At 69.0% G+C, this 23403-nt stretch carries 17 protein-coding genes and 4 pseudogenes; 5 read left to right on the plus strand and 16 right to left on the minus strand.

Going from position 1 to position 23403, the window contains the following annotated elements; translation table 11 throughout:
• Positions 1 to 1186 precede the first annotated feature (1186 nt).
• Complete coding sequence (locus SSP29_RS31620; protein WP_145968974.1) at positions 1187 to 2203, minus strand: hypothetical protein; 1017 nt, start codon at positions 2201 to 2203, stop codon at positions 1187 to 1189.
• A 319-nt stretch (positions 2204 to 2522) separates the two neighbouring features.
• Between SSP29_RS31620 and SSP29_RS61595 the strand changes: the two are divergent.
• Positions 2523 to 3589: pseudogene (locus SSP29_RS61595) on the plus strand (IS630 family transposase).
• A 340-nt stretch (positions 3590 to 3929) separates the two neighbouring features.
• Here the strand turns inward: SSP29_RS61595 and SSP29_RS31635 are convergent.
• Positions 3930 to 4848 (minus strand): annotated as a pseudogene (locus SSP29_RS31635) (ISAzo13 family transposase); the annotation flags it as partial.
• On the opposite strand from SSP29_RS31635, the pseudogene SSP29_RS60160 reads away from it, so the two are divergent.
• A pseudogene (locus SSP29_RS60160) lies at positions 4842 to 5151 on the plus strand (transposase family protein); the annotation flags it as partial. The pseudogenes SSP29_RS31635 and SSP29_RS60160 overlap by 7 nt on opposite strands.
• Before the next feature lie 633 nt (positions 5152 to 5784).
• Here the strand turns inward: SSP29_RS60160 and SSP29_RS61340 are convergent.
• The 3 genes and pseudogenes from SSP29_RS61340 to SSP29_RS31655 all read right to left on the minus strand — a co-directional run.
• Positions 5785 to 5977: pseudogene (locus SSP29_RS61340) on the minus strand (ribbon-helix-helix protein, CopG family); the annotation flags it as partial.
• A 292-nt stretch (positions 5978 to 6269) separates the two neighbouring features.
• Entirely contained in the window at positions 6270 to 7598 is a 1329-nt protein-coding gene (locus tag SSP29_RS31650) for a class I SAM-dependent RNA methyltransferase (RefSeq protein WP_089104278.1), read from the minus strand.
• Positions 7599 to 7801: 203 nt separating this feature from the next.
• Complete coding sequence (locus SSP29_RS31655; RefSeq protein ID WP_089104279.1) at positions 7802 to 9847, minus strand: APC family permease; 2046 nt, start codon at positions 9845 to 9847, stop codon at positions 7802 to 7804.
• Positions 9848 to 10210: 363 nt separating this feature from the next.
• On the opposite strand from SSP29_RS31655, the gene SSP29_RS31660 reads away from it, so the two are divergent.
• Both SSP29_RS31660 and SSP29_RS31665 read left to right on the plus strand, forming a co-directional pair.
• A complete protein-coding gene (locus SSP29_RS31660; RefSeq protein WP_089104280.1) occupies positions 10211 to 10882 on the plus strand; it encodes a potassium channel family protein in 672 nt (223 codons plus the stop codon).
• Positions 10882 to 11553 (plus strand): potassium channel family protein, encoded by a 672-nt coding sequence (locus SSP29_RS31665; protein WP_089104281.1) that lies wholly within the window; start codon positions 10882 to 10884, stop codon positions 11551 to 11553. Before SSP29_RS31660 ends, SSP29_RS31665 begins: the two co-directional genes overlap by 1 nt.
• A 58-nt stretch (positions 11554 to 11611) precedes the next feature.
• Here SSP29_RS31665 and SSP29_RS31670 read toward each other — a convergent pair whose 3' ends face one another.
• From SSP29_RS31670 to SSP29_RS31705, 8 genes are all read right to left on the minus strand, one after another.
• Complete coding sequence (locus tag SSP29_RS31670; protein ID WP_089104282.1) at positions 11612 to 12382, minus strand: DUF3159 domain-containing protein; 771 nt, start codon at positions 12380 to 12382, stop codon at positions 11612 to 11614.
• Between the two features lie 3 nt (positions 12383 to 12385).
• Positions 12386 to 12784 carry an OB-fold nucleic acid binding domain-containing protein gene (locus SSP29_RS31675; RefSeq protein WP_089104283.1) on the minus strand — a complete coding sequence of 133 codons (399 nt, stop codon included), beginning with the start codon at positions 12782 to 12784 and terminating at the stop codon, positions 12386 to 12388.
• A 234-nt stretch (positions 12785 to 13018) separates the two neighbouring features.
• On the minus strand, positions 13019 to 13738 hold the full coding sequence (locus tag SSP29_RS31680; RefSeq protein ID WP_089104284.1) for a response regulator: 720 nt from the start codon (positions 13736 to 13738) through the stop codon (positions 13019 to 13021).
• The gene (locus SSP29_RS31685) at positions 13732 to 16281 is read right to left on the minus strand and encodes an ATP-binding protein (RefSeq protein ID WP_089104285.1); all 2550 of its coding nucleotides are present in this window, start codon (positions 16279 to 16281) and stop codon (positions 13732 to 13734) included. The genes SSP29_RS31680 and SSP29_RS31685 overlap by 7 nt, the downstream gene beginning before the upstream one ends.
• Positions 16282 to 16433: 152 nt before the next feature.
• A complete protein-coding gene (locus SSP29_RS31690) occupies positions 16434 to 17603 on the minus strand; it encodes an alginate lyase family protein (protein ID WP_245883312.1) in 1170 nt (389 codons plus the stop codon).
• 197 nt (positions 17604 to 17800) lie between these two features.
• The gene (locus SSP29_RS31695) at positions 17801 to 18562 is read right to left on the minus strand and encodes a DUF3710 domain-containing protein (RefSeq protein WP_089104287.1); all 762 of its coding nucleotides are present in this window, start codon (positions 18560 to 18562) and stop codon (positions 17801 to 17803) included.
• A gap of 1 nt (position 18563) precedes the next feature.
• On the minus strand, positions 18564 to 19154 hold the full coding sequence (dut, locus tag SSP29_RS31700; RefSeq protein WP_438363824.1) for a dUTP diphosphatase: 591 nt from the start codon (positions 19152 to 19154) through the stop codon (positions 18564 to 18566).
• Between the two features lie 5 nt (positions 19155 to 19159).
• Positions 19160 to 19744, minus strand: coding sequence for a PaaI family thioesterase (locus SSP29_RS31705; RefSeq protein WP_089104288.1), 585 nt, complete (start codon positions 19742 to 19744; stop codon positions 19160 to 19162).
• 58 nt (positions 19745 to 19802) lie between these two features.
• On the opposite strand from SSP29_RS31705, the gene SSP29_RS31710 reads away from it, so the two are divergent.
• The gene (locus tag SSP29_RS31710) at positions 19803 to 20267 is read left to right on the plus strand and encodes a DUF3093 domain-containing protein (RefSeq protein ID WP_089104289.1); all 465 of its coding nucleotides are present in this window, start codon (positions 19803 to 19805) and stop codon (positions 20265 to 20267) included.
• A 245-nt stretch (positions 20268 to 20512) separates the two neighbouring features.
• Here SSP29_RS31710 and SSP29_RS31715 read toward each other — a convergent pair whose 3' ends face one another.
• The 3 genes from SSP29_RS31715 to SSP29_RS31725 form a co-directional block, all read right to left on the minus strand.
• On the minus strand, positions 20513 to 21430 hold the full coding sequence (locus tag SSP29_RS31715; protein ID WP_089104290.1) for a hypothetical protein: 918 nt from the start codon (positions 21428 to 21430) through the stop codon (positions 20513 to 20515).
• A gap of 13 nt (positions 21431 to 21443) precedes the next feature.
• Complete coding sequence (locus tag SSP29_RS31720; RefSeq protein WP_003997302.1) at positions 21444 to 21740, minus strand: DUF4193 domain-containing protein; 297 nt, start codon at positions 21738 to 21740, stop codon at positions 21444 to 21446.
• 401 nt (positions 21741 to 22141) lie between these two features.
• Positions 22142 to 23401: a sensor histidine kinase gene (locus SSP29_RS31725; RefSeq protein WP_089104456.1), complete on the minus strand. Its 1260-nt coding sequence runs from the start codon at positions 23399 to 23401 to the stop codon at positions 22142 to 22144.
• Between the last annotated feature and the right edge of the window lie 2 nt (positions 23402 to 23403).

The following is a 23403-nucleotide window of genomic DNA, read 5'->3' on the forward strand; positions in this document are numbered from 1 at the left end:
CGTAGCGATGGTTCGTGTCTGCGTCATCAGGAGCGGGCTCACGTCGCCGGAGCAGGTGACCTTGCTTTGCCGGAGGTGAGCCCAGCACGGTGAGTAATGCCCGCCATCGCCGACGGCTCGGCTTCCTTTTCTGGATCGAAAATAGGGCACGGTTGACGGCGAGGTGGGCGGTGCACCGTCAACTCGGCACGGTGTTCAGTGGCCCGTGACGTCAATCCGTATGTTCGTGGAAGAATCCGATGGCTGCACCGAACGCGAAGACTCCTGCGGTCAGCCCGGCCATTTGATCGCTACTTGCGGACGCCGCGATGTAGCCCACACTGTTGGCAAGGGTGACCGCTGCGCACAATACGAGGAGGGTGCGCTGTCTGAACAATGAATCGTTCCGGCCTGCTCTGGGAGGAGCGCTCTCGGGAGGCTGAACGTGCGAAGAGACATCACAGAGCGGTGAAATTGCGTCCGGTTGAGGGACGGCATCACCGGGGGGCCTGCGCCAGCGTGAAGTGGCTCTGATTCTGGGAGAGTGACTCATGACCGTGTTTCTCCTTCATTGGGCACACGGGATTGTGGTGGGAGCCCTCTCGCGAAGGGCTCCCACCTTTATATGATCAGTCACACCATCGAAGATCAATGTCTGTCGCGCGAATCGATGTCGTGGCGCGACCACGTGAAACCGGGTGGCGCAACGGGGCGCGTTGGATGTGACCATTCGCTCAATGATTCGGATCTACGACGGAGACGCGTGACCGCGGCTTGTCGACAGCCCTGTCAAAAGACGTTCTGCTTGGACCAGCGCGTTCCTGCCCGGTTCGACGAGCATTGGGCTCCACCGACGTCCCGCCGTCCTCGGCATGGAGCAGCGTCACCGCGAATCCACTCCTCGCTGCGCGGTCCGCTGCACGGGTGACGCCGTGACAGCAGTCCGTTGCGCCTGCTGGTCGCAGCGGCACTCCGCGGTGGCTTCGCCTCAGGAGGCGCCCAAGCATGCCGACCGGCTCTAGGGGGCAGAGCCAAAGGCTCCTGACGCTCGTCCACGTCGATGTCCGAGCCGGCATACACGTCCGAAGCTCGGCGGGGCATGGCATTGCGTGACCGCCCGCCAAAGCCTTGGGCTCCAGCGGTGCTCGTTGAAGAGGTCGGGCAGGGCAAGCGGCCCAACGCCATCGCCTTGTCCGGGATGCGCCTCTCATACGGGGAAACCCTCTTCTAGGGGCAGGTGCATCATCCCCATCGTCTGTCCAGGAACGCTGACTCGGTCTGCAGCTCGGCGGCGTGGAACGACGGGTCCGTCCTCGCTCGGATTCCTGAAGGCTTGCTGCGCTTGTACAGCACATGACGCATTGACGATGTCAGGCATGCGCTGTGTCGCGCGAAAGTTGGCGATCTCCCAGGTCTCACCGGTGACCCAGAAGTTCCACGTCTTCAGGAGCAGTCCCAGGTGAAGGGCGCTGGTGATGTTGCCGCGTCGTGGCCGGGCCGGGCTGTGGAAGTACCGGCGAGTGATCCACCTAGGATCGGCTGTGTCCAGGTGGGCTCCGGAGATCAGGCCCTGGAAGAAGTCGTCCGCGTGCGAGATGCTCCCGCCGTCCCGATGGACCAGGTACGCGCATGCCAGTGATGCTGCGGGGGCGGAGTACACGCCGTTCTTCACTGCGGTCATTAGCGGCAGAAAGACCGGCAGGTCGGAATACTTGAATTGGAAGAACCGTACGATCTCTGCATTGGTATAGACGACCGACCGCCACGCGGGCCAGGCAACGTTCTTGCGTTCGACGTCGTAGTTCTGCAGCAGCCGGATGGTCGAAGAGATGTCCTTGCGATGCCCATCGACGCCCACTAGGGACAACGCGGTCGCAGCCGATCGAGCCTTGCCACAGTCCATCGTTGTCGCCGCACCATGTGGCACGTCTCGGGCGACAAGGAAGCTGCGGGGCGCCTTGCTGATGATTACCGCTTCAAGGCGGTGCTGTCCCTGGATTGCGGCTCCATGACCGCACAGAGAGAGGACGTCGGGGTTGTAGTCGTCCCAGCGTCCGTTGCACATGTCACGAGCAAGTCGCCGGGCGTGAGAGGAATCCAGCTTGCGCGGATTGCAGCCGTGCAAGCGGGTCTTCTCAAGGATTTCGGCCGCCGCAGCAGGGGTGACGACCTCGCGTACGAGATCAGGCAGCGCTACGGTAGCGGGCGCGGCGTCTTCGATCACGGTCAACTCCGGTTGCGTGCTGAATGCGGGGCGAGCCGGAGTGGTTCACCGTGCGGACTTCTATGAGCGTTCGGGTGACCGTTCTCCGAATTAGCGTCACTTGGCGCGGTGACCTGAAGCGCGGGCAGTGACGCGGCGGCGATTTATCACATCGGGCAGCTTCATCGCCCGTAAATGCCTAGTTCATCGGGTAGGCGATACGTTGTCGCAATAGTGGCGGATGACGCACTGTCAGTCGCTGATGACACGCATACTCAGGTTGAACTCGTAGAGCCTGCTGGGTCGTGACGGTTCATGGTCCCTGCGATACGACGGGATCATGCGGTACGCACGGAGGGGCGGGTATACGCCCGTCGAGGAGGAGAAGCGGAAGTTGCTGAGGCTGGAGGCGGCCGAGCGGTTCGAGCACGGCGATGAGGCCACCGTGATCGCGGCCGATCTGCGGGTCACGGAGCGGACGGTGCGGCGGTGGCGCAAGGCGTGGCGCGAGGGCGGGATCGCGGCGCTGACGTCGACGGGGCCGGTGTCACGCGAGCGGCAGTCGGTGCGAGAGTGGGACCGGCTGGAGGCGGAGCTGAAGCGGGGGCCGCTGACACACGGTTTCAGTGACGACCAGCGGTGGACGCTGGGCCGGATCAAGACCTTGACCGGCAGGCTGTTCCACAAGGGCTATACGTTCAGGAGGTGGCCAAGCTGCTGAAGCGGCATGGCTGGTCCTGCCAGGCCCCGGTGCGTCATGCGGTCGAGTTTGACGAGGAGGCCATCGAGATGTGGAAGGACGAGGTGTGGCCGCGGTTAAAAGGACAGCGGCTGACCTGGGCGCCTACATCTGCTCCGAGGACGAGGCGGGCCAGGGACTGAGGCCGCCGAAAGGCCGCACCTGGGCACTGCGCGGAGCACGCCCGGTGGTGCGGGTGCGAGGCCGGGGAAACGGCTGTGTCAACATCGCCGGCGCCGTCTGATACCGGCCCGGCAGCCGCCCGCACTTCCTTCTACCGGCTGCACGTCGGCCACGGCCGCGGGGGCGAGCCGAAGACGTTCGCTCGGCACGAGTACCGCGATCTGATCATCACCGCACACCAGCAGCTCAACGCCCCGCTCGTGTGGTGCTGGGACAACCTCAACGCCCATCTCGCCAAGGAAGTCATCGCCTTCGCCGAAGAGCACGTGGACTGGTTACGGATCTTCCAAATGCCGTCATACGCACCAGAGCTGAACCCCTCGGAAGGTGTGTGGTCACTCCTCAACCACGCTATCGCCAACTTCGTGGCCACCGATCCCAGCGGCCTCGTCCGTCTCGTCAAAAGCAAGCTGAAGAAGATCCAGTTCAGAGCCCACCTGATCGACGGCTGCCTCGCCGGGACCGGCCTGACCATCCAACCCTGACGATCGCTCGGGCAGGCTCTACGAGTTCCAGGGCACCGACGGCGCCGTCCGGGTGCCCCTCCGCAGCCAATGGGAGCGACTCTTCGCAGGTCAGCAGGCCGTCAACCGATGCCACGCGCGCATCTGAGTGCTGGGCGAGCATGCCATGGCACCTTGAAGGGCTGGCATCTTGCTGCGGAAACTCCGCTGCAGCTCGTCCCGCATCACCATGCCTCGTCCAAGCCGTCCTCACTCTGCACCTGACCTGCTCAAACTGAGGTTGGAAAAGTCTCAGGGTCTCGGCGCTGCACTGGGGTGCCGGTTGCTCGACGACGCCCGACGGCTCGGGGCTTGCCTGGAATCAACACGTCGATTTGTTCTTGCTTTTGTCGGGGCCGAGGAACCTGGCGATGTCTTCCCGCATGCGGAAACGGGCTGTTGATGCGGGTAGGTGAATACCGTGGGCTTCCAGGAGCGGGCGGACGTCTTTCACTGCGCGGCTGATGGTCATGGCGGTGGTGTTGAAGAGCTGGCCCAGGAGGTCCATGGTCGCGAGTTCTCGCAGGAGGAGCACGGTGACCAGGACCCGGTCGGCTGAGGTGAGCTTGGCTTTGGCACCTGTGCCAGGGGCCACCAGGCGCTCGTGGCCTCGACGTGTGCGGAGCACTTGCTCGCGTTGGACATCCATCGTTGGAGTCAACGGGTCGATGAGCTCGCTGAGCTGCCGGCGGGTCATCCCGGTCAGTTCCGGGTCCTGGAGCGAACGCCGCATGAGGCGAGTCGGCCTGTCCGCCAGGGCTTCGTCCGGTGTGCTGCCGGTGGTCGCATCGTCCATCGGACGCTGAGGGTGGAGAGTGTAGTTCCAGTCGCCGTGGAAGCGATGGCGGGTGATGGGCAGGGAGGCAATCTCGTCGTCGCTGACGCGGATGCCGGTGGGGTACTCACCGCTGTCGAGTTCGGCATGCACGGTGAGGCCGGTGCGGCTGGTGGTCGCGGCGGTGGTCTGGAGCATGACTTCACGGCTGGTCAGGGGCCTGCCGAGCCAGTTCATGGTGATGTGGAAGAACAGCCGGTGCTCGATCTTGTTCCACTTCGATGTGCCGGGCGGCAGGTGACACACCGTAATCTCGAGGCCGGTCTCGGCAGCGAGATCGGCGAGTTGGGTCTTCCAGCCGCGGGGTGCGGTAGCCGTTGGATCCCCCGCCGTCGGCAGTGATCGGCAGTCGGCGGGCGCGGGGCTAGTCGTGTCGGCCGCGGGCCTGCCACCAGCGACGGAGTGAACGTGCAGGTAGTGGCCGATCCGGCGGAAAGCTGCTGCAGCTCTCGCCCGCACTGCCCGGCCGCACCCACCGGATCATCTGCATCTGCGAGCGCCAGGGCGCGCCCGTGCTCGCCTACCGCGCCTGCCTGGGCGCCGGTCCATGAGTGACCACCGGTCAGGCGCCCACCCGGCCGCGAACCCAGCGTTCTCGGTCAACCGCGCACTCTCCGCAGCACTCGCACCGGTGGAGCGAGGCGTGGCCAGCCTGAAGTCCTGGCGCATCTTTCGTAAAGCCCGGTACAGCCCGAACCAAATGTCGTAAATCACTGCCGCCGTCCTCACCCTGGAGCGTCAGCGCTGAAGAACCTCAGTGTTAGCACGGCGCCCAGGACCCGCTTTCGGGGGATTCTTAGGCCGGGGTCCAGTCGTATCGGCGGGGCGCCGGGGGGTGTCGGTCAGCTCTCCTTCGGGACGCAGTTTCGGCGCCGAGCGGACTCGCTGCTCCGCCTCTCGAAGGCATACAAATTAATCCGCTGAACGAACGGATCCCAAGCGAACGGGATCAGCCTGCCCGGCGGAATGCATGGAACCAGCACCGCTTACGGTGGCGATGACCGGTACATCGATGTTGTCCTGCGCAACTTCCTCGACGAACGGGCCGGCAATGGAGACGGGTGGCGGACGGTACTCGCGCTGACGCGTTGAACCGCAGGAAGAGGCGCACGGCGAGCCAGGTGGTGCGTTTGTTGCTGTCGATCAACGCACGATTTCGGGCGACAGCGTGCAGCCGTCTGCTCGTGCAGCGTGGGATACAACTCGACTCCGAATGTGTTCGTCCGGGGTCGCTCGATCGCCGACACCAGAAGGCTCATGCCACGAACGCTGTACTCGGTACCGTTGACCGTGCGCGCGATGGCCAGGATCTCGTCGATCTGGACGTAAGGCACGTCGACAATTTCAGGTAGTCCAGGGTCTCCGCATCGCTGTCCATGAGTTCGGCCAAGACGTCCTCAACCTTCAACTCGGCCCGGTTCGGAGCGTCACGTGATGGCCTCAACGACAAGTCCCTGCCTGCTGCGGCCCTCACGACGAGCCCGCTCGGTGAGCTTCGTATCAAGGTCGTCGGAGAGCCGGAGTGTCATCGCCATGCAGGAGCGATACGAGGTCGGTATCAGAGTGGCGCGGTCGAGCCACGTTCTCAGCTCCAAGGAACGTGGGCCGGGTGGTCGCTCGCACCGCCACTGCAGAGCATCAGAGACGTCCGCTTCGAGCGTCAGCCGAGCGTCAAGAATCTCCGAAAGAACCTCCGAAGGCGTCGCCGATACAAACGCATCGCTCACGAATCCGCAGTTCAGGGGTCTCAAAAATCGATCCGCCCGCTCGAACCGCTCCCAGGAGGGAAACAGGTCCAGCAACCCACCCGCACAGTAAAATCGCAGGTCAGACGCCCTTGGCCGCTGGCTCCAGAATCGCCACGCACTCCACATGATGCGTCATCGGAAACAGGTCGAACGCCCGCAGTGTCCGTACCCGGTACCCCCCGTCCCGGAAGTACGCCAGGTCGCGGGCCAGGGCCGCCGGGTCGCAGGCCACGTAGGCGATGCGGCGGGCGCCCAGGGATGACAGGTGCTCGACCGTCCTGCGGCCCGCTCCCGCGCGCGGGGGGTCGAGGACGATGAGGTCCACCTCCGTGATGCCGGTGCGCGGGAGGACCGACTCGACCTTGCCCTGCTCGACGCGGACCCGGGGGAAGTCGGCGAGGTTGTGGCGGGCGTCCTCCACCGCGCGCTTGCCGGACTCGATACCGAGGACCGCGCCCTTCTCGCCGAGGCGGTCGGCGAGGGCGCCGGCGAAGAGACCCACTCCGCAGTAGAGGTCCAGCGCCATCTCGCCCTTGCGCGGGAGGAGGCCCTGCATGACCGCCGTGACCAAGGTGTCCGCCGCCTTCGGGTGGACCTGCCAGAAGCCGCCGCTGCCGACCCGGTGGGTGCGGCCGTCGGCGCGTTCGCGGACGAAGGCGCGGCCGTGGACGCGGTGGATGCCCCCGTCGTGCTCGTCGACGCGCATCACCGAGACGGGCTTGTCGAGTTCGACCAGGGGGAGACGGGCGCCCGGGCGCGGCTCCAGGATGACCATGCGGTCCTGGGAGCCCGTCGCGGCGATCGCCTCCACCGCGGCCATGCCCGACCAGTCCCGCTCCTCGATGCCCAGTTCGCTGACGCCGGGCGCCGCGATCATGCAGTGCTCGATTGGCTCCACCTCGTGCGAGCGGTGCCGGCGCAGTCCCGCGTTGCCGTCGGCGTCGACGGCGTACTGCACCCGGGTCCGCCACTGCGGCACCTCGCCCGCCGGCAGCTTGTCGCCCTCGGCGGGCATCACCGTGCCGTCCCAGCCGACGTCCTCCGGCGTGAGACCGGCCAGCCGCTGCAGCTGTTCGGCGATCACCTCGCCCTTCATCCTGCGCTGGGCTCCCGGCTTCGCGTGCTGCCAGTCGCAGCCGCCGCAGCGACCGGGGCCGGCGTAGGGACAAGGGGCCGGCACGCGGTCCTTGGACGCGTCCAGGATGTCCACCGCGTCCGCGCGCAGGAAGCGGGCCCCCTCCTCGCCCTCGGTCACCCGGGCCACGACCCGCTCACCGGGCAGCGTGTGCCGGACGAACAGCACCTGGCCCTCGGCGGTCCTGGCGATGCAGTGCCCGCCGTGCGCGACCGGGCCGACCTCGACCTCGTACTCCGTCCCCACCAGCGACTTCTTCGGTTCTGCCTGCATGGCGGGGTGACTCCAGATCAAGGGGGAGGGAAACGGCCCGGGCGAGGGCCGACGACAGCCCACCAGTCTACGTGGTCGCCGAGCCGCCGCCTGCCGCGTCTGTACGGGGAGGGAGAGCCGTCTGCGGGGAGGGACGGCCGCCTCCGCCCCCGCCCGTCCCCCACGACCACGCCCACGCGGCCACCGGTGCTCCCCCGCCCCGGTCAGCCCCCGCTGTGCTCCTTGGGCCGGTGCTCCGCCGGACCGCGCCGGACCGCGCCGGGCGCGTTCCACTCCTGGCGCTTGCGGGCCCGGTTCCTGGCCACCTCCGAGGAGGCCAGCTGGTAGGGCACGGACGTCACCATCACGCCGGGCGTGAACAGCAGCCGGCCCTTGAGCCGCAGCGCGCTCTGGTTGTGCAGCAGGTGCTCGTACCAGTGGCCGACGACGTACTCCGGGATGATCACGGAGACCGCGTCCCGCGGCGACTGGGCGCGCAGGCCCTTGACGTACTCGATGATCGGCCGGGTGATCTCGCGGTACGGCGAGTCGAGGACCTTCAGCGGTACGTCTATCCCGCGCCGCTCCCACTCCTCGCGCAGCGCCTTCGTCTCGGCCGGGTCGACGTTGACGGTGAGCGCCTCCAGGGTGTCCGAGCGCATCAGCTTGGCGTAGGCCAGGGCGCGCAGGGTGGGGCGGTGGATCTTGGAGATGAGGACGAGCGAGTGGACGCGGGACGGGCGGACCAGGTCGTCGTCCGGCTCCTCGGGGGCCGAGATCTCCTCGGAGACGCGGTCGTAGTGCTTACGGATCGCGGTCATCGTGGCGTAGAAGATGCACATGCCGAGCAGCGCCACCCAGGCGCCGTGGGTGAACTTCGTGACCAGGACGACGACCAGCACCAGACCGGTGAAGAACGCGCCGAACGCGTTGATCGCGCGGGAGCGGATCATGTGGCTGCGCTTGGCCGGGTCGTTCTCGGTGGCCAGGTGGCGGTTCCAGTGCCGGACCATGCCGGTCTGGCTGAGCGTGAAGGACACGAACACGCCGACGATGTACAGCTGGATGAGGCGGGTCGAGTCGGCGCCGTAGATGACCGTCAGCAGGGCGGCGGCGCCGGCAAGCAGCACGATGCCGTTGGAGAAGGCCAGCCGGTCGCCGCGGGTGTGCAGCTGGCGCGGCAGGTAGCGGTCCTGGGCGAGGATCGAGCCGAGCAGCGGGAAGCCGTTGTACGCGGTGTTCGCGGCCAGGAAGAGGACGAGGGCGGTGGCCGCGGCGAGCACGATGAACAGGAAGCTGCCCTTGCCGAAGACCGCCTCGGCGACCTGGGAGATCACCGGGTTCTGGACGTAGCCGGAGCCGATCGCGACGCCGTTGTGGAGCAGGTCGGTGGCCGGGTTCTCGGCCATGCGGACCTTGGTGACCATGGCCAGCGCGATGATGCCGCAGAACATGGTGACCGCCAGCAGACCCATCGCGGCCAGCGTGCTCGCCGCGTTCTTCGACTTGGGCTTGCGGAAGGCCGGGACGCCGTTGGAGATCGCCTCGACACCGGTGAGCGCCGCACAGCCGGAGGAGAAGGCGCGCAGCAGGAGGAAGACCAGGGCGAAGCCCGCCAGACCCTGGTGTTCGGCCTTGATGTGGTAGCCGGCGGTCGGGGCGCGCATCGTGTCGCCGAGGACCAGGCCCCGGAACGCACCCCACGCGATCATGATGAAGACGCCGCCGACGAACACGTACGTCGGGATCGCGAAGAGCTTGCCGGACTCCTTCACGCCGCGCAGGTTCATCAGCGTCAGCAGCACTATCACGGTGACCGCGCACAGCACCTTGTGCTCGACGACGAAGGGGACCGCGGAGCCGAGGTTCTCGATGCCGGAGGCGATGGAGACGGCGACGGTCAGGACGTAGTCGACGAGCAGCGCGCTGGCGACGGTCAGGCCGGCCTTGGGGCCGAGGTTGGTGGTGGCGACCTCGTAGTCGCCGCCGCCGCTCGGGTAGGCGTGGACGTTCTGCCGGTAGGAGGCGACCACCGTGAACATCAGCACGACGACCGCGACGGCGATCCAGGGGCTGAAGTGGTACGCCGACACGCCCGCGATGGACAGGACCAGCAGGACCTCCCCCGGCGCGTAGGCGACGGAGGACAGCGGGTCGGAGGCGAAGACGGGGAGCGCGATGCGCTTCGGCAGGAGCGTTTCACCCAGTCTGTCGCTGCGCAGTGCGCGCCCGATCAGGATCCGTTTGGGCACGTCGGTCAGTTTGGACACGAGAGAGGATCGTAGGCCTTCCACCTGGCAGGTCTCCAGCCGCAGTACCGGATCTGCCTCCCGAGTGAAAAAGGAGACGGCTGGAACTGCGGATTCCGCAGCCTACGTCCGATCCGTGCCTAGATGACAGATCCCGGCTGTCTTCGCACTTCGGAGGTCCCATGCCCGCGACCGCAGAGCTGATCGGTGCCACGCTCGCCCTCGTCGGCCTCGGAATCCTCACCGCCTGGAGCGTGCGCAGCATCACTCGACGATGAGCCTCGCACAGGGGTGCCCGGCCGGGACGGTGCGTGTGTAGCTTGGGCCACGGTCTGAGACCCTGATGGGGCTGAGCAGTAACTTTGGGACACCGGAAGGACGGTCGTGCACATCGTCATCATGGGCTGCGGCAGAGTGGGTTCCGCTCTCGCCCAGACCCTGGAGCAACAGGGGCACACGGTCGCCGTGATCGACCAGGACCCCACCGCCTTCCGCAGGCTGGGCCCGGGATTCGGCGGCCGCCGGGTCACCGGAGTCGGCTTCGACCAGGACACCCTGCGCGAGGCGGGCATCGAGGAGGCCGGCGCCTTCGCGGCCGTCTCCAGCGGCGACAACTCGAACATCATCTCCGCGCGCGTCGCCCGCGAGATGTTCGGGGTGGAGAACGTCGCGGCCCGGATCTACGACCCCCGGCGCGCCGAGGTCTACCAGCGCCTGGGCATCCCGACCGTCGCCACGGTCCGCTGGACCGCCGACCAGATGCTGCGCCGGCTGCTGCCCTCGGGCGCCGAGCCGCTGTGGCGCGACCCCACCGGCGGGGTCCAGCTCGCCGAGGTGCACGCCTCCCCCAAGTGGGTCGGCCACAAGATCAGCAAGCTCCAGGAGGAGACCGGTGTCCGGGTCGCGTTCCTGACCCGGCTCGGCGAGGCGATGCTGCCCACCTCGCAGACGGTCCTGCAGGAGGGCGATCTGGTGCACGTGATGATGCGGACGGACGACGTCGACAAGGTCGAGGCCGCCTTCGCCGGGGGTCCGGAAGAGGAGGGCGGTCACTGATGAGGGTCGCCATTGCCGGGGCCGGTGCCGTCGGCCGCTCGATCGCGGGCGAGCTGCTGGAGAACGGCCACGAGGTCCTGCTGATCGACAAGGCCCCGACCGCCATCTCGGTCGAGCGGGTGCCGCAGGCGGAGTGGCTGCTGGCCGACGCCTGTGAGATCACCTCCCTCGACGAGGCGGCGCTGCAGCGCTGCAACGTCGTGATCGCCGCGACCGGCGACGACAAGGTGAACCTGGTCGTCTCGCTGCTCGCGAAGACGGAGTACGGCGTTCCGCGCGTCGTCGCCCGGGTCAACAACCCCAAGAACGAGTGGCTGTTCAACGAGTCCTGGGGCGTGGACGTCGCCGTCTCGACGCCGCGCCTGATGTCGGCCCTGGTGGAGGAGGCGGTGTCGGTCGGCGACCTGGTCAGGCTGCTGCGCTTCAGCCACGGCGACGCGAACCTGGTGGAGCTGACGCTGCCCGAGGAGTCGGCGCTGGCCGGTACCCAGGTCGGCGATGTGGAGTGGCCCGAGGACACCTCCCTGGTCACGATCATCCGCGGCACCCGGGTCCTCACCCCCTCCCGCGAGGACTCCCTGGAGGCGGGCGACGAACTCCTCTTCGTGGCGGCCCAGGCCCGCGAGGAGCAGCTGGAGGACCTGCTGTCGGTCCGGCGGGAAGACAGCTGACGGTACGCATGCAGAAGGGCGCCCTCCGCTGTGGAGGGCGCCCTTCTGCCGTACCGGTCTACTTGCGGTGGCGTCCGCCCGAGGCCGCCTCACCGCTCTCCGCGGCCTGCGCCGCCTTGCGCTCCTCCTCGGCCTTCTCCGCCGCCTCCATCTCCGCGAACACGTCGATCGGCGCCGGCGCCTTCGCCAGGAAGACCCAGGTGAGCCAGACGGCGAGCAGGAACGGCGGGATCTTCAACGCGACGAGCACCCAGCCGAGTTGGGCCGTGTTCGCCCACCAGTACAGCGGGAAGAGGATCGCGCACTTGGCGAGCAGGATCAGACCCCATGCCCAGCTGGCCTTGGCGTACGCCTTCTTGCGGCCGGGGTTGCGGGTGCGCCAGGAGAGGTTCTCCTTGAAGACCGGGCCGAGGATCAGGCCGATCAGCGGGACCCCGCACAGGGTCGTGATGATGTACGCCAGCGCCAGGCCCAGCGTGTAGAGCATGCCGGGGAGGTAGAAGTCCTTGGCGTTGCCCGTCATCATCGCGAAGACGACACCGAAGGCGACGCCGAAGACACCGCTGAAGGCGTGCTTGACGGTGTCCCTCATGGCGAGGCGGACCACGACCAGCACCACGGAGACCGCGAGGGCGGCGATCGCCGACCAGTGCAGGTCCTTGTTGATGGTGAAGATCGTGACGAAGAGCAGTCCGGGCAGGACCGTCTCGACCATGCCCCGGACACCGCCGAACGCCTCGAAGAGCGCTGCCTCGGTCACCGCCCGCGCGTCTTCCGCCCGGGCGTCCTCCGCCTGCGTGTCTTCGGTCGGCTTGTCGAGCGACGTCACCGGCTACTCCCTACCGAGGGGTCTCAGTTCGTACTTGGGATTGAACAGCACCCGGCGGCCCCGGCTCAGCGAGATCCGGCCCGATGCGATCAGCCTGCGCCCCGGTTCTATGCCCACGATGGAACGCCTGCCGAGCCACACCACGTCCAGCGCGGCGGAGCCGTCGAACAGCTCGGCCTCCAGGGCCGGGACTCCGGCGCGCGGCCGCAGGGTGACCGTGCGCAAGGTACCAGTAACCGTGACGATCTGCCGGTCGTGGCAGTCGCCGATCCGGATGCAGCCCGTGGTGTCGGCGTCCTCCCGCAGCTCCTCCGACTCCAGGTCCTCCTGCGACGAGGAGAGCCGGTCGAGCATGCGCCGGAACCGGCCGGCCGGCTTTTCGGAACGAGGAACAGCACTCATGTCTGAAGCGTACCGGGGCCCACCGACACCGCCGTAGCCCAGCTCACTTCGCGACCCGGCTCACCTCTCGAACCGGTAGCCCATCCCCGGCTCCGTGATCCTGCATCCCCCGGGGAGCGACCCCCGGACCCCCGGCCGACCCGCGGCTCACCTCTCGAACCGGTAGCCCATCCCCGGCTCCGTGATGCCGCATCCCCCGGGGAGCGACCCCCGGACCCCCGGCCGACCCGCGGCTCACCTCTCGAACCGGTAACCCATCCCCGGCTCCGTGATGAAGTGCTTCGGGTGTGAGGGATCCGCCTCCAGCTTGCGGCGCAGTTGTGCCATGTACACGCGCAGATAGTTGGTCTCCGTCCCGTACGACGGCCCCCACACCTCCTGGAGCAGCTGTTTCTGGCTGACCAGCCGCCCGGTGTTGCGCACCAGTACCTCCAGCAGGTGCCACTCGGTCGGGGTGAGCCGGACGTCCCGGCCGGCCCGGTTGACCTTCTTCGCGGCCAGGTCGACGGTGAAGCCCTCGGTCTCCACCAGGACGTCGTCCTCGCCGCCCCCGGCGAGGGGCTCGGCGCGGCGTACGGCGGCCCGCAGCCGGGCCAGCAGCTCGTCCATGCCGAAGGGCTTGGTGACGTAGTCGTCGGCGCCGGCGTCGAGCGCCTCGACCTTCTCGTCGGAGGAGTGGCGGGCGGAGAGGACCAGGATCGGCACCCGGGTCCAGCCGCGCAGTCCCCTGATCACCTCGACGCCGTCCATGTCGGGCAGGCCGAGGTCGAGGACGACCACGTCGGGGTGGCGGGAGGCGGCCAGTTCGAGGGCGGTTCGGCCGTCGGGGGCCGCGTCGACCTCGTACTTGCGCGCCTTGAGGTTGATCACGAGGGCGCGCACGATCTGCGGCTCGTCGTCGACCACGAGCACACGCGTGGGGGTCTGGGGGGCACCCCCAGTCGGGCTCAGCATGAGGCCTGCCTTTCCGGTTCTGCCAGTGCTGCTGCCGCTGCGGTGACCGATCCTGCCGCGCGGAGGCTGAGGACCATGGTGAGCCCGCCGCCGGGCGTGTCCTCGGCGTTCAGGGTGCCGCCCATCGCCTCCGCGAAGCCCCGGGCGACCGCGAGCCCGAGTCCGACCCCGGCACCGCGCGGAGCGTCACCGTAGCGCTGGAAGGGCTCGAATATGCGTTCCTTGGCCTCGTCGGGCACGCCGGGACCGCGGTCCACGATCCGTACCTCCACCCGGTCCGCGATGGCGCTGGCGGAGACCAGCACCGGCCGGTCGGGCGGGCTGTACTTGACGGCGTTCTCGACCAGGTTGGCCACCGACCGCTCCAGGAGTCCGGCGTCGGCCTCGACCATCGGCAGGGTCTCGGGGACGTCCAGGTCCACACTGCCGTCCGGTACCCCGACCAGGGCCATCGGGACCACCTCGTCGAGGTCGGTCTCGTGGACGATCGGGGTGACGGTGCCGGTCTGCAGCCGGGACATGTCGAGCAGGTTGCCGACGAGGTGGTCCAGCCGGTCGGCGCCCTCCTCGATGCCTTCGAGGAGCTCCGCCCGGTCCTCCTCGGACCAGTCCACGTCGTCCGAGCGCAGCGACGACACCGCCGCCTTGATACCGGCCAGCGGGGTGCGCAGATCGTGGCTGACGGCGGCCAGCAGGGCGGTACGGATCCGGTTGCCCTCGGCGAGCGCGCGGGCCTGCTCGGCCTCCTCCTGGAGGCGCCTGCGGTCCAGGACGACGGCTGCCTGGGCGGCGAAGGCGGCGAGCACCCGGCGGTCCTCGGCGGGCAGCACCCGGCCGGTCAGCGCGAGGGCCATGTGGTCGCCCACCGGCATGTCGACGTCGGCGTCCTCGGGCCGCTGCAGGGCGGGCCCGAACCCGGCGCGGCCCGCGCAGCTCCACGGCTCGACGTCGCCCGCCCGCTCCAGGAGGGCGGCGGACTCCATGCCGAAGGTCTCCCGGACGCGTTCGAGCAGCTCCTCCAGGCTGGTCTCACCGCGCAGCACGTTGCCGGCCAGGAAGGAGAGGATCTCCGACTCGGCGCGCAGCCGGGCCGCCTGGTGGGTGCGGCGGGCCGCGAGGTCCACGACCGAGGCGACGGACAGCGCGACCCCGAAGAAGATCACGATGGCCACGATGTTCTTCGGGTCGGCGATGGTCAGCCGGTGCAGGGGCGGGGTGTAGAAGTAGTTCAGCAGCAGCGACCCGAAGGCCGCCGAGGCCAGCGCGGGGAAGAGCCCGCCGAGCAGCGCGGCCGCGACCGTGAGGGTCAGGAAGAGCAGCATGTCGTTGGCGAGGCCGAGGTCGACGGTGTTCAGCAGCACCGCCATGACGACGGGGCCGGCCAGCCCGACCAGCCAGCCCGCGATGATCCGGCCGCGGCCCAGCCGCGCGCCCCGGGCCACCGGCAGTCCGCGGCCCTTGCCGGCCTCGCCGTGGGTGACGATGTGGACGTCCAGGTCGGGTCCCGACTCGCGGGCGACGGTGGCGCCGACGCCGGGTCCGAGGACGTACTGCCAGGCCTTGCGGCGCGAGGAGCCGAGCACGATCTGGGTGGCGTTGACCCCGCGTGCGAAGTCGAGCAGGGCCGCGGGGATGTCCTCGCCGACGACGTGGTGGAAGGTGCCGCCGAGGTCCTCGACCAGGGTGCGCTGGACGGCGAGTTCCTTCGGGGAGGCCGAGGTCAGGCCGTCGCTGCGGGAGATGTAGACGGCGAGCACCTCGCCGCCGGCGCCCTTCTCGGCCAGCCGGGCGGCCCGCCGGATCAGCGTCCGGCCCTCCGGCCCGCCGGTGAGCCCCACGACGATCCGCTCGCGCGAGCCCCAGATCTTCGAGACCCGGTGCTCGCTGCGGTACTGCTTCAGGTACTCGTCGGCCCGGTCGGCCACCCACAGCAGCGCCAGCTCGCGCAGGGCGGTGAGGTTGCCCGGCCGGAAGTAGTTGGACAAGGCCGCGTCGACCTTGTCCGACTTGTAGATGTTGCCGTGCGCCATGCGCCGGCGCAGCGCCTGGGGCGACATGTCGACCAGCTCGATCTGGTCCGCGCGCCGTACCACCTCGTCGGGCACGGTCTCGCGCTGGCGCACGCCCGTGATGGACTCGACCACGTCGCCGAGCGACTCCAGGTGCTGGATGTTGACGGTCGAGATCACGTCGATCCCGGCCGCCAGCAGCTCTTCCACGTCCTGCCAGCGCTTGGCGTTGCGGGAGCCGGGGATGTTGGTGTGGGCGAGTTCGTCCACCAGCGCGACGGCGGGGGCCCGGCGCAGTACGGCGTCCACGTCCATCTCCGTGAACACGGCGCCCCGGTACTCCAGCTCCTTGCGCTGGATCTGCTCCAGGCCGTGCAGCATCACCTCGGTGCGCTGCCGGTCGTGGTGCTCGACGAAGGCGACCACACAGTCGGTGCCCCGCTCCACCCGCCGGTGTGCCTCGGAGAGCATGGCGTAGGTCTTGCCCACGCCCGGTGCCGCACCGAGATAGATCCGAAGCTTGCCGCGTGCCATGGTCCTATTGTCTTCCTGCAACTGCCGCCTACGCAGCGTCGACCTTACGGCCAACAATCCGGGCGAACGGGGCAGGGACCCCGGCAGCGGGCATCTTTGACGCAACCCTGATGGACGCCGGTGCCGCGGCTCCGGCGCCCATCACCTTGCACTCAGTTGGGGTTGTCACCGTGGGTGAGGGTCTCCCAGGCGACGAAGAGGTTGTTGCTGCCCGCGGGGCGGTTGTTCAGGGTGAGCGTCTGGGTGTTGGTCATGGCGATGCCCAGGCGGTTGTGGAGGGCGTTGTAGCCGACCTCGGTGACGGGCCCGAGCCCGAGGTTGAGGGAGCCGCCGCAGAGCCAGCTGGGGACGGCGGTGCCCAGCTGGTACTTGGCCTGGAAGCCGAGCGCCTGCCGCAGCCGCTCGCCGACGTCCGTGCCGTACAGGTCCTCGCCCTGGATCCGGCCGGTCTCGGCGACGTGCGAGATCGCGGAGATGCCGTACCCGGTGTGCGTGAAGTCCCGGCAGGTCTCCTGGGTGAGGCCGGTGACGAAGGTGGACTGGCCCTGCCAGTAGGAGACGATCTTGGCGGTGGTGTCCAGGTTCTGGCTGGGCACGGTCTTGGGCACCGACCCGTCGGAGGCCAGGTAGACGTAGGCGGCCGTGCGGGTGCGGAACTTCGCCATGGCCGTGTCGTACGAGGTCTTGTCCTCCAGGAAGACGGAGATGCCGACGGCGGCCTCCATCATCGACAGCTCCCAGTTGCCGTTGGAGTTGGAGCCCTTGATGACGGTGGGGAGGTAGACGTTGCGCAGCATGGTGGCGAAGCGGGCCTCGTTCGCCCAGGTGCCGGTGTAGGTGTATCTGATGATCTCGGCGGCCTTGGGCCAGGAGGAGCCCGCCCAGCCCGTCTGGAGGGGCGCGTTGCTGTTGGTGTGGCCGGTGATGGTTGCCGACCAGGCGTCCATGATCTGGATGGCCTTCTGGGCGTAGCGCGCGTCCTTGGTGATGTACCAGGCGAGGGCGTCGGTGTAGGCGGCGATCGCGTCCTCGCGCTCGTCGGTGCAGCCGTAGTTGGGGTTCGAGTACGAGCCGCACTCGACCGTCGCCCAGGGGGTGGGGGTGCGGTTCAGGTCGGCGTACTTGCTCGCCATCATCTGGTCGTAGGCCGACTTCCAGGGCTGGGCGCCGGCCAGCACCTCGGTGCGGGCGAAGTCCAGCTGGGCCTTGGAGACGGTGACTCCGGGGTGCACGAAGGTGCTGGGGGCGGAGTGGGCGGCGGGGGCCGTGAAGGCCCCCACGAGCAGGGCTCCCACGGCCGCGAGCAGGGGGATGCGACGCACAGCGACTCCGTTCTCACGTTCTTGTATGTGAACATGGAGCGCCTCTGTGAACATAGGCGTTGAACGGAGACCGTAGGTACGGACCAGACTTCCGTCAAGGTGTGAAGTAAGCCGGAGTCATTCACACCGCACCGCCCGCGCAATGTGAAAGGGCCGCACCCCGGGTGCGGGGTACGGCCCTGTCGCTCTCGGTTCCGCTACCGGACCTCGGTGATCTCCGGTCCGCGCTGGAGCTGGCCCATGCCGCCGGAGAAGCGCGAGGACTCCTCCTGCTGGACGCCCTCGGGGACCATCTGGGCGTCGTTGGGCAGCTTCAGGACGATCGGGTCGCGGGGCGCCATCGGGCCCTCGCCACGGACCACGACGGTGTCCCGGAAGATCTGCTCAAGGAGCCCGGCCGCCTGCGGCTGCACCGCGCCCTGCCCGGAGATCACACCGCGCAGGAACCAGCGCGGGCCGTCCACACCGACGAACCGCACGACCTGGAAGCCGCCCGTGCCGTCCGGCAGCTGCACCGGCACCTGGGCGCGCAGCTCCCAGCCCAGCGGACCCTCGACCTCGTCGACGATGCCGCCCTGCTGGGTGATGCCGGTCGCGATCTCCTCGCGGACCTCGCCCCAGATGCCCTCGCGCTTGGGCGCGGCGAAGGCCTGCAGCTGGACGGCGCTGTCGCGGAGCACGACGGTCGCCGCGACGATCGCGTCGCCCGCGACCTCGACCCGGAGCTCCATGCCGTCCACGCCGGGCACGAACAGACCGCCCAGGTCCACCCGGCCCTCGCCGGGCTCGCGCACCTCGGTGTCGTCCCACGGCCCGTCGGGCCGGGGCTCCGGCTCCAGACGGACGCGCTCGCGCCCGCCCTCTTCCTCGTCCGCCTCGGTGTCGACGCTGTCGACGACCTGCTCGGCCTCGCCGGCCGCGTCCTCGGCGGCACCCTTCTTGTTGCGACGTCCGAACACGTCACTGTCCTTCCCGGTCGGATACGACCGAAGCGTATCGATTCCCACCCGTCCGACCGCCCTCGGCGGCCTGACCGCTTGTGCCGCTCACGTCGCCCACCGCGGCATGACCGCCGGTGGACCCGAAGCCCCCCTCGGCCCGCGCCGAATCGGGAAGTTCCGCCACCTCCTGGAAGCGGACCCTCTCGACCTGCTGGACGACCAGTTGGGCGATCCGGTCGAAGCGCTCGAACCGCACCGCCTGGCGCGGATCGAGATTCACCACGATCACCTTGATCTCCCCACGGTACCCGGCATCAATCGTCCCCGGGGCATTCACGAGGGCCACACCGCATCGGGCGGCGAGCCCCGAACGGGGGTGCACGAAGGCCGCGTACCCCTCCGGGAGGGCGATCGACACTCCCGTGGGCAGTACGGCCCGTTCTCCCGGCTCCAGCTCGCACGCCTCGGTGGTGCGCAGATCGGCTCCCGCGTCACCGGGGTGCTCGTACGCCGGAAGCGGAACGTCGGGGTCGACGCGGCGGACGAGGACGCCGAGCGGGCTCGCCGGACGGGCCGGGGCCAAGGGGTTCGCGGAGTTCACGGGGTTCACGGGGTTCACGGATTCACCTCGAAGGCGCGGGCGCGCCGGGCCCGGTCAGGGTCCTTCATGGCGGCCTGGATCTCTTCCTGGCGGCCGTTGTCGACGAAGTGCTCGACCGGGACCTCGACGAAGAGGGCGTCGGCGCGGACGGCGACGGGCCCGGTGGGGCCGTCCATGCGTCCGGTGGCGGTCGAGTAGATCTTCCGGCCGGCCACGGCGACCACCTCGGCCGCCAGGTGGAGCGTGGTGCCGACGGGCACGGGCCGCACGAAGTCGGTCTCCAGCCGTCCCGTCACGGCGATCTTCCGCAGCAGCCAGTTGAGCGAGCCCAGCGTCTCGTCGAGGGCGGTGGCGAGCACCCCGCCGTGCGCGAGACCCGGGGCGCCCTGGTGCGCGGGGCGTACGGTGAACTCGGCGGTGAGGGAGACGCCCTCGCCGGCCCGTGCCTCCAGATGCAGCCCGTGGGACTGCCCATGGCCACACCCGAAACAGTGTTCGTAGTGTGCACCGATGAGCTCACCGGGCGCGGGCGCGTCGGGGTGCCGCTCCGGTTTCCGGGCACTGGCGGGGGGCTGAAGAGCTGCGGAACTACCACTCACAGCCGCAGACCTTACCCGCGCGTCCGGTGAATCCGGACACCGTGCCAAGCTTGGCTCCATGCAGCTCTCCGCGACCCCGTACGAAGAACGCCTGACCGCCCCCCGGTCGTGGTGGTTCATCAGCTTCCTGGTCGGCGTCTCGTTCGCCCTGATCCTGCTGCCGTTCGGCACCCTGCCGATGCTCGGCGGCCTGGTCGGCGGCACCGCGGCCGCGGCGGTGGTGGCCAGCTCGTACGGCTCCCCGCGCATCCGGGTCGTCGGCGACTCGCTGATCGCGGGCGAGGCGAGGATCCCGGTGTCGGCCCTGGGCTCGTCGGAGATCCTGGACCCGGACGAGGCGCGCGCCTGGCGCACGTACAAGGCCGACGTGCGCGCCTTCCTCCTGCTGCGCTCCTACATCCCGAGGGCCCTGCGCGTGGAGGTCACGGACCCGGAGGACCCGACGCCGTACCTGTACCTGTCGACACGGGAGCCGGAGGCCCTGGCGGCGGCGATCGAGGCGGCGAAGACCCCGCAGGGGTAAGCGCCCCGCCGGAAGTGCCGCGAGCCGCAGGACCCGCTCAGCGCCCCGGCAGCCGTCTGCGGGCCCCCTCCGGGGCCTGCTGAGCCGTCGGCCGGCTCTCGCCGCGGTTCCGCCGTGGGCTGCCCTCGCCGCTGAGGCCGGCCGGCCCGGTTCTCCACCGCTCGGTCTTCTCCCGCCGCAACGGCGCTCCGTCGCGACGGCACGGTCCGGCGGTGCCGGCCCCACGCGCGGTGGCGGCGTCGGCCTCAGCCTCCGAAGTCCTCCGGCAACTCGGCGATCGGCAGCGGCTCCGCCGGCTTCTCCAGCGGCGGCAGCTCCGGCAGTTCCTCCCACGGCACCTGGATCTTTCTCAGGTCCGCCCGGATCCGCGCCGCGAGTCTTCTGGTGTCCCGGCGGTTCATGACCGCTCCCACCGCGGCGCCCACCATGAACGGCATCAGGTTGGGCAGGTCCCGCACCACCCGCTTCATGATCTGCTGGCGCAGCTCGCGCTTCATCTGGCCCCCGAGGGCCGTGTTGATCGTCGACGGCTTCATCACGTCGATCCCGCGCTCCCCCGACCAGGAGGACAGATACGCGGTACTGCGGGCTTTCAGGTTCCCCGGCGGCCGCACCCCGTACACCTCGTGGAGCTCGGCGATCAGCTTCAGCTCGATCGCCGCGACCCCGGTGATCTCCGCGGCCAGCTCGGTCGGCATGGCCGGCGGCACCGGCAGCATCGCGGCCGCCCCGACACCGGCCCCGACCGCCGAGGTCGCGCCCGCCGCGCCGGCCACCAGCTTGTCGGCGAGCTGCTCGGGCCCGAGGCCCGGGAACTGCCGGCGCAAAGCCGCGAGGTCGCGTACGGGGACACGCGGGGCGATCTCGATGATCCGGTCCGCGAGGTACGCCAGCCCCGCTTTCGCGCGGCTGCCGCCCCTACGGGCCCCTTCCCGGGCCATGTCCACGGCCTTGTCACGGATGACCGCGGCCCGTCGCCGGGCGACGGGCGCGGGCTGGTCCGCCGGCGCCGGGAGGTCACCCCGGCCGGCCGCCGGTTCGAGCGAGGCTCCCGGTTCGGGTGAGCCCCGCTCGTCGTCACGCGCACGTGGGCCGTCGGACGGCCCCGAGTCCGCTCCCGGGAGCGGGAAGCGGCGCTTCCGAGGTGGGGTCGAGCCAGTCATGCCCGACCCGTCCTCAGTCGCAGTCGCGGCAGATCGGCTGACCGTTCTTCTCCCGGGCCAGCTGGCTGCGGTGGTGCACCAGGAAGCAGCTCATGCAGGTGAACTCGTCCTGCTGCTTGGGCAGCACCCGGACGGCCAGCTCCTCGTTCGAGAGGTCCGCGCCGGGCAGCTCCAGGCCTTCGGCGGCCTCGAATTCGTCGACGTCCACCGAGGACGTGGACTTGTCGTTCCTCCTGGCCTTCAGCTCTTCAAGGCTGTCCGAGTCGACGTCGTCGTCGGTCTTGCGTGGAGTGTCGTAGTCGGTTGCCATGTCGCTCTCCCCCTCTGGGTGTCTGCGGTGTCTCCAGCGCACGTAACGCGTGAGAGGCCGGACTTGTGCCCGACCCGAGGCGGAGATTTTGCCTCACATCAAGGTCTGTTACTCAATCGACACCCAACCGGACCCCTCGAGAGTGATCAGGTTGAATGGCGATGGGGACCGTACACGGTCCTGTCGAGGCACTTCAAAGGCGCCTCACCCTGTACTTCCCGTGATCAAGACCCCTGAAAACAGGGATTTTCCCGGCTTTATTCCCCTAGCCATGATCACAGAGAGTAGATGGCCGGAAATCCGCCCTTGTGATCGATCACACACGGGGGAAGGTGCCGCGCCGCTGGAAAATTCAGCGCAAAGCGAACATCCCCCGCGTGTGTCGCGATCTTGTAACGGCATCAGACCGGGAGCGTGACCCGCATCACGAGACCGCCGCCCTCGCGGGGCTGGGCCGCGATGTACCCGCCGTGCGCCCGGGCCACCGACCGCACGATGGAAAGGCCGAGGCCGACACCCTTGTCGCTGCCCGTGCGCTCGGTACGCAGCCGTCTGAAGGGCTCGAAGAGGTTGTCGATCTCGTACGCCGGCACCACCGGCCCGGTGTTCGCAACGTACAGCACCGCCTGTCCGTGCTGGATCTCCGTGTTGACCTCGACCCAGCCGTCCTCGATCACGTTGTAGCGCACCGCGTTCTGCAGCAGGTTCAGGGCGATCCGCTCCAGGAGCACGCCGTTGCCCTGCACCACCGCCGGTTTCCGCACGCCCCGGATCGTCACGCCCTTGGCCTCCGCCTCGGCGTGCACCTGGTCGACGGCCTGGGAGGCCACCTCGGCCAGGTCGACCGGTTTGCGCTCGACGATCTGGTTGTCGCTGCGGGCGAGCAGCAGCAGGCCCTCCACGAGCTGCTCGCTGCGCTCGTTGGTGGCCAGCAGCGTCTTGCCGAGCTGCTGCAGCTCCACGGGCGCGCCCGGGTCCGAGAGGTGCACCTCCAGGAGCGTGCGGTTGATCGCCAGGGGCGTGCGCAGCTCGTGGGAGGCGTTGCCGACGAAGCGCTGCTGGGCGGTGAAGGCCCGCTGCAGCCGTTCCAGCATGTCGTCGAAGGTGTCCGCGAGCTCCTTGAGCTCGTCGTCCGGGCCGTCCAGCTCGATCCGGCGGGACAGGTCCGAGCCGGCCACCGCGCGGGCGGTGCGGGTGATCCGGCCGAGCGGGGACAGCACCCGGCCGGCCATCGCGTAGCCGAACGCGAAGGCGATCACGGCCAGGCCCAGCAGGGCCAGCAGCGAGCGGCTCAGCAGGTCGTCCAGGGCCGCCTGGCGCTGGTGGTCCACGCACTCGGCGATCGCGGCGTTGAAGTCCGAGATCTTGATCTGGGCGCTGGTGCCGGCGCTGGTGATCGCCGGACAGTTGTCGCTGGAGACCTTGATGTTCACGCCCTCGATGATCTTGAACAGCGGCTGGTTGCCGGTGCTGATCGCCTGGGCGGCAAGCAGGTAGATGATCGACAGCAGCAGAATGCCCGCGATCAGGAACATGCCGCCGTACAGCAGGGTGAGCCGTATGCGGATGGTCGGGCGCAGCCACGGCAGGACCGGCTGCGGCCTTCTGGGGTCCCAGGTGGGCTTGGGGGGTGCCTGTGGGGGTGCGGGAGTGGTCGCCACGG

The organism is Streptomyces hyaluromycini (assembly GCF_002217755.1).
GTDB classification, from domain to species: Bacteria; Actinomycetota; Actinomycetes; order Streptomycetales; family Streptomycetaceae; genus Streptomyces; species Streptomyces hyaluromycini.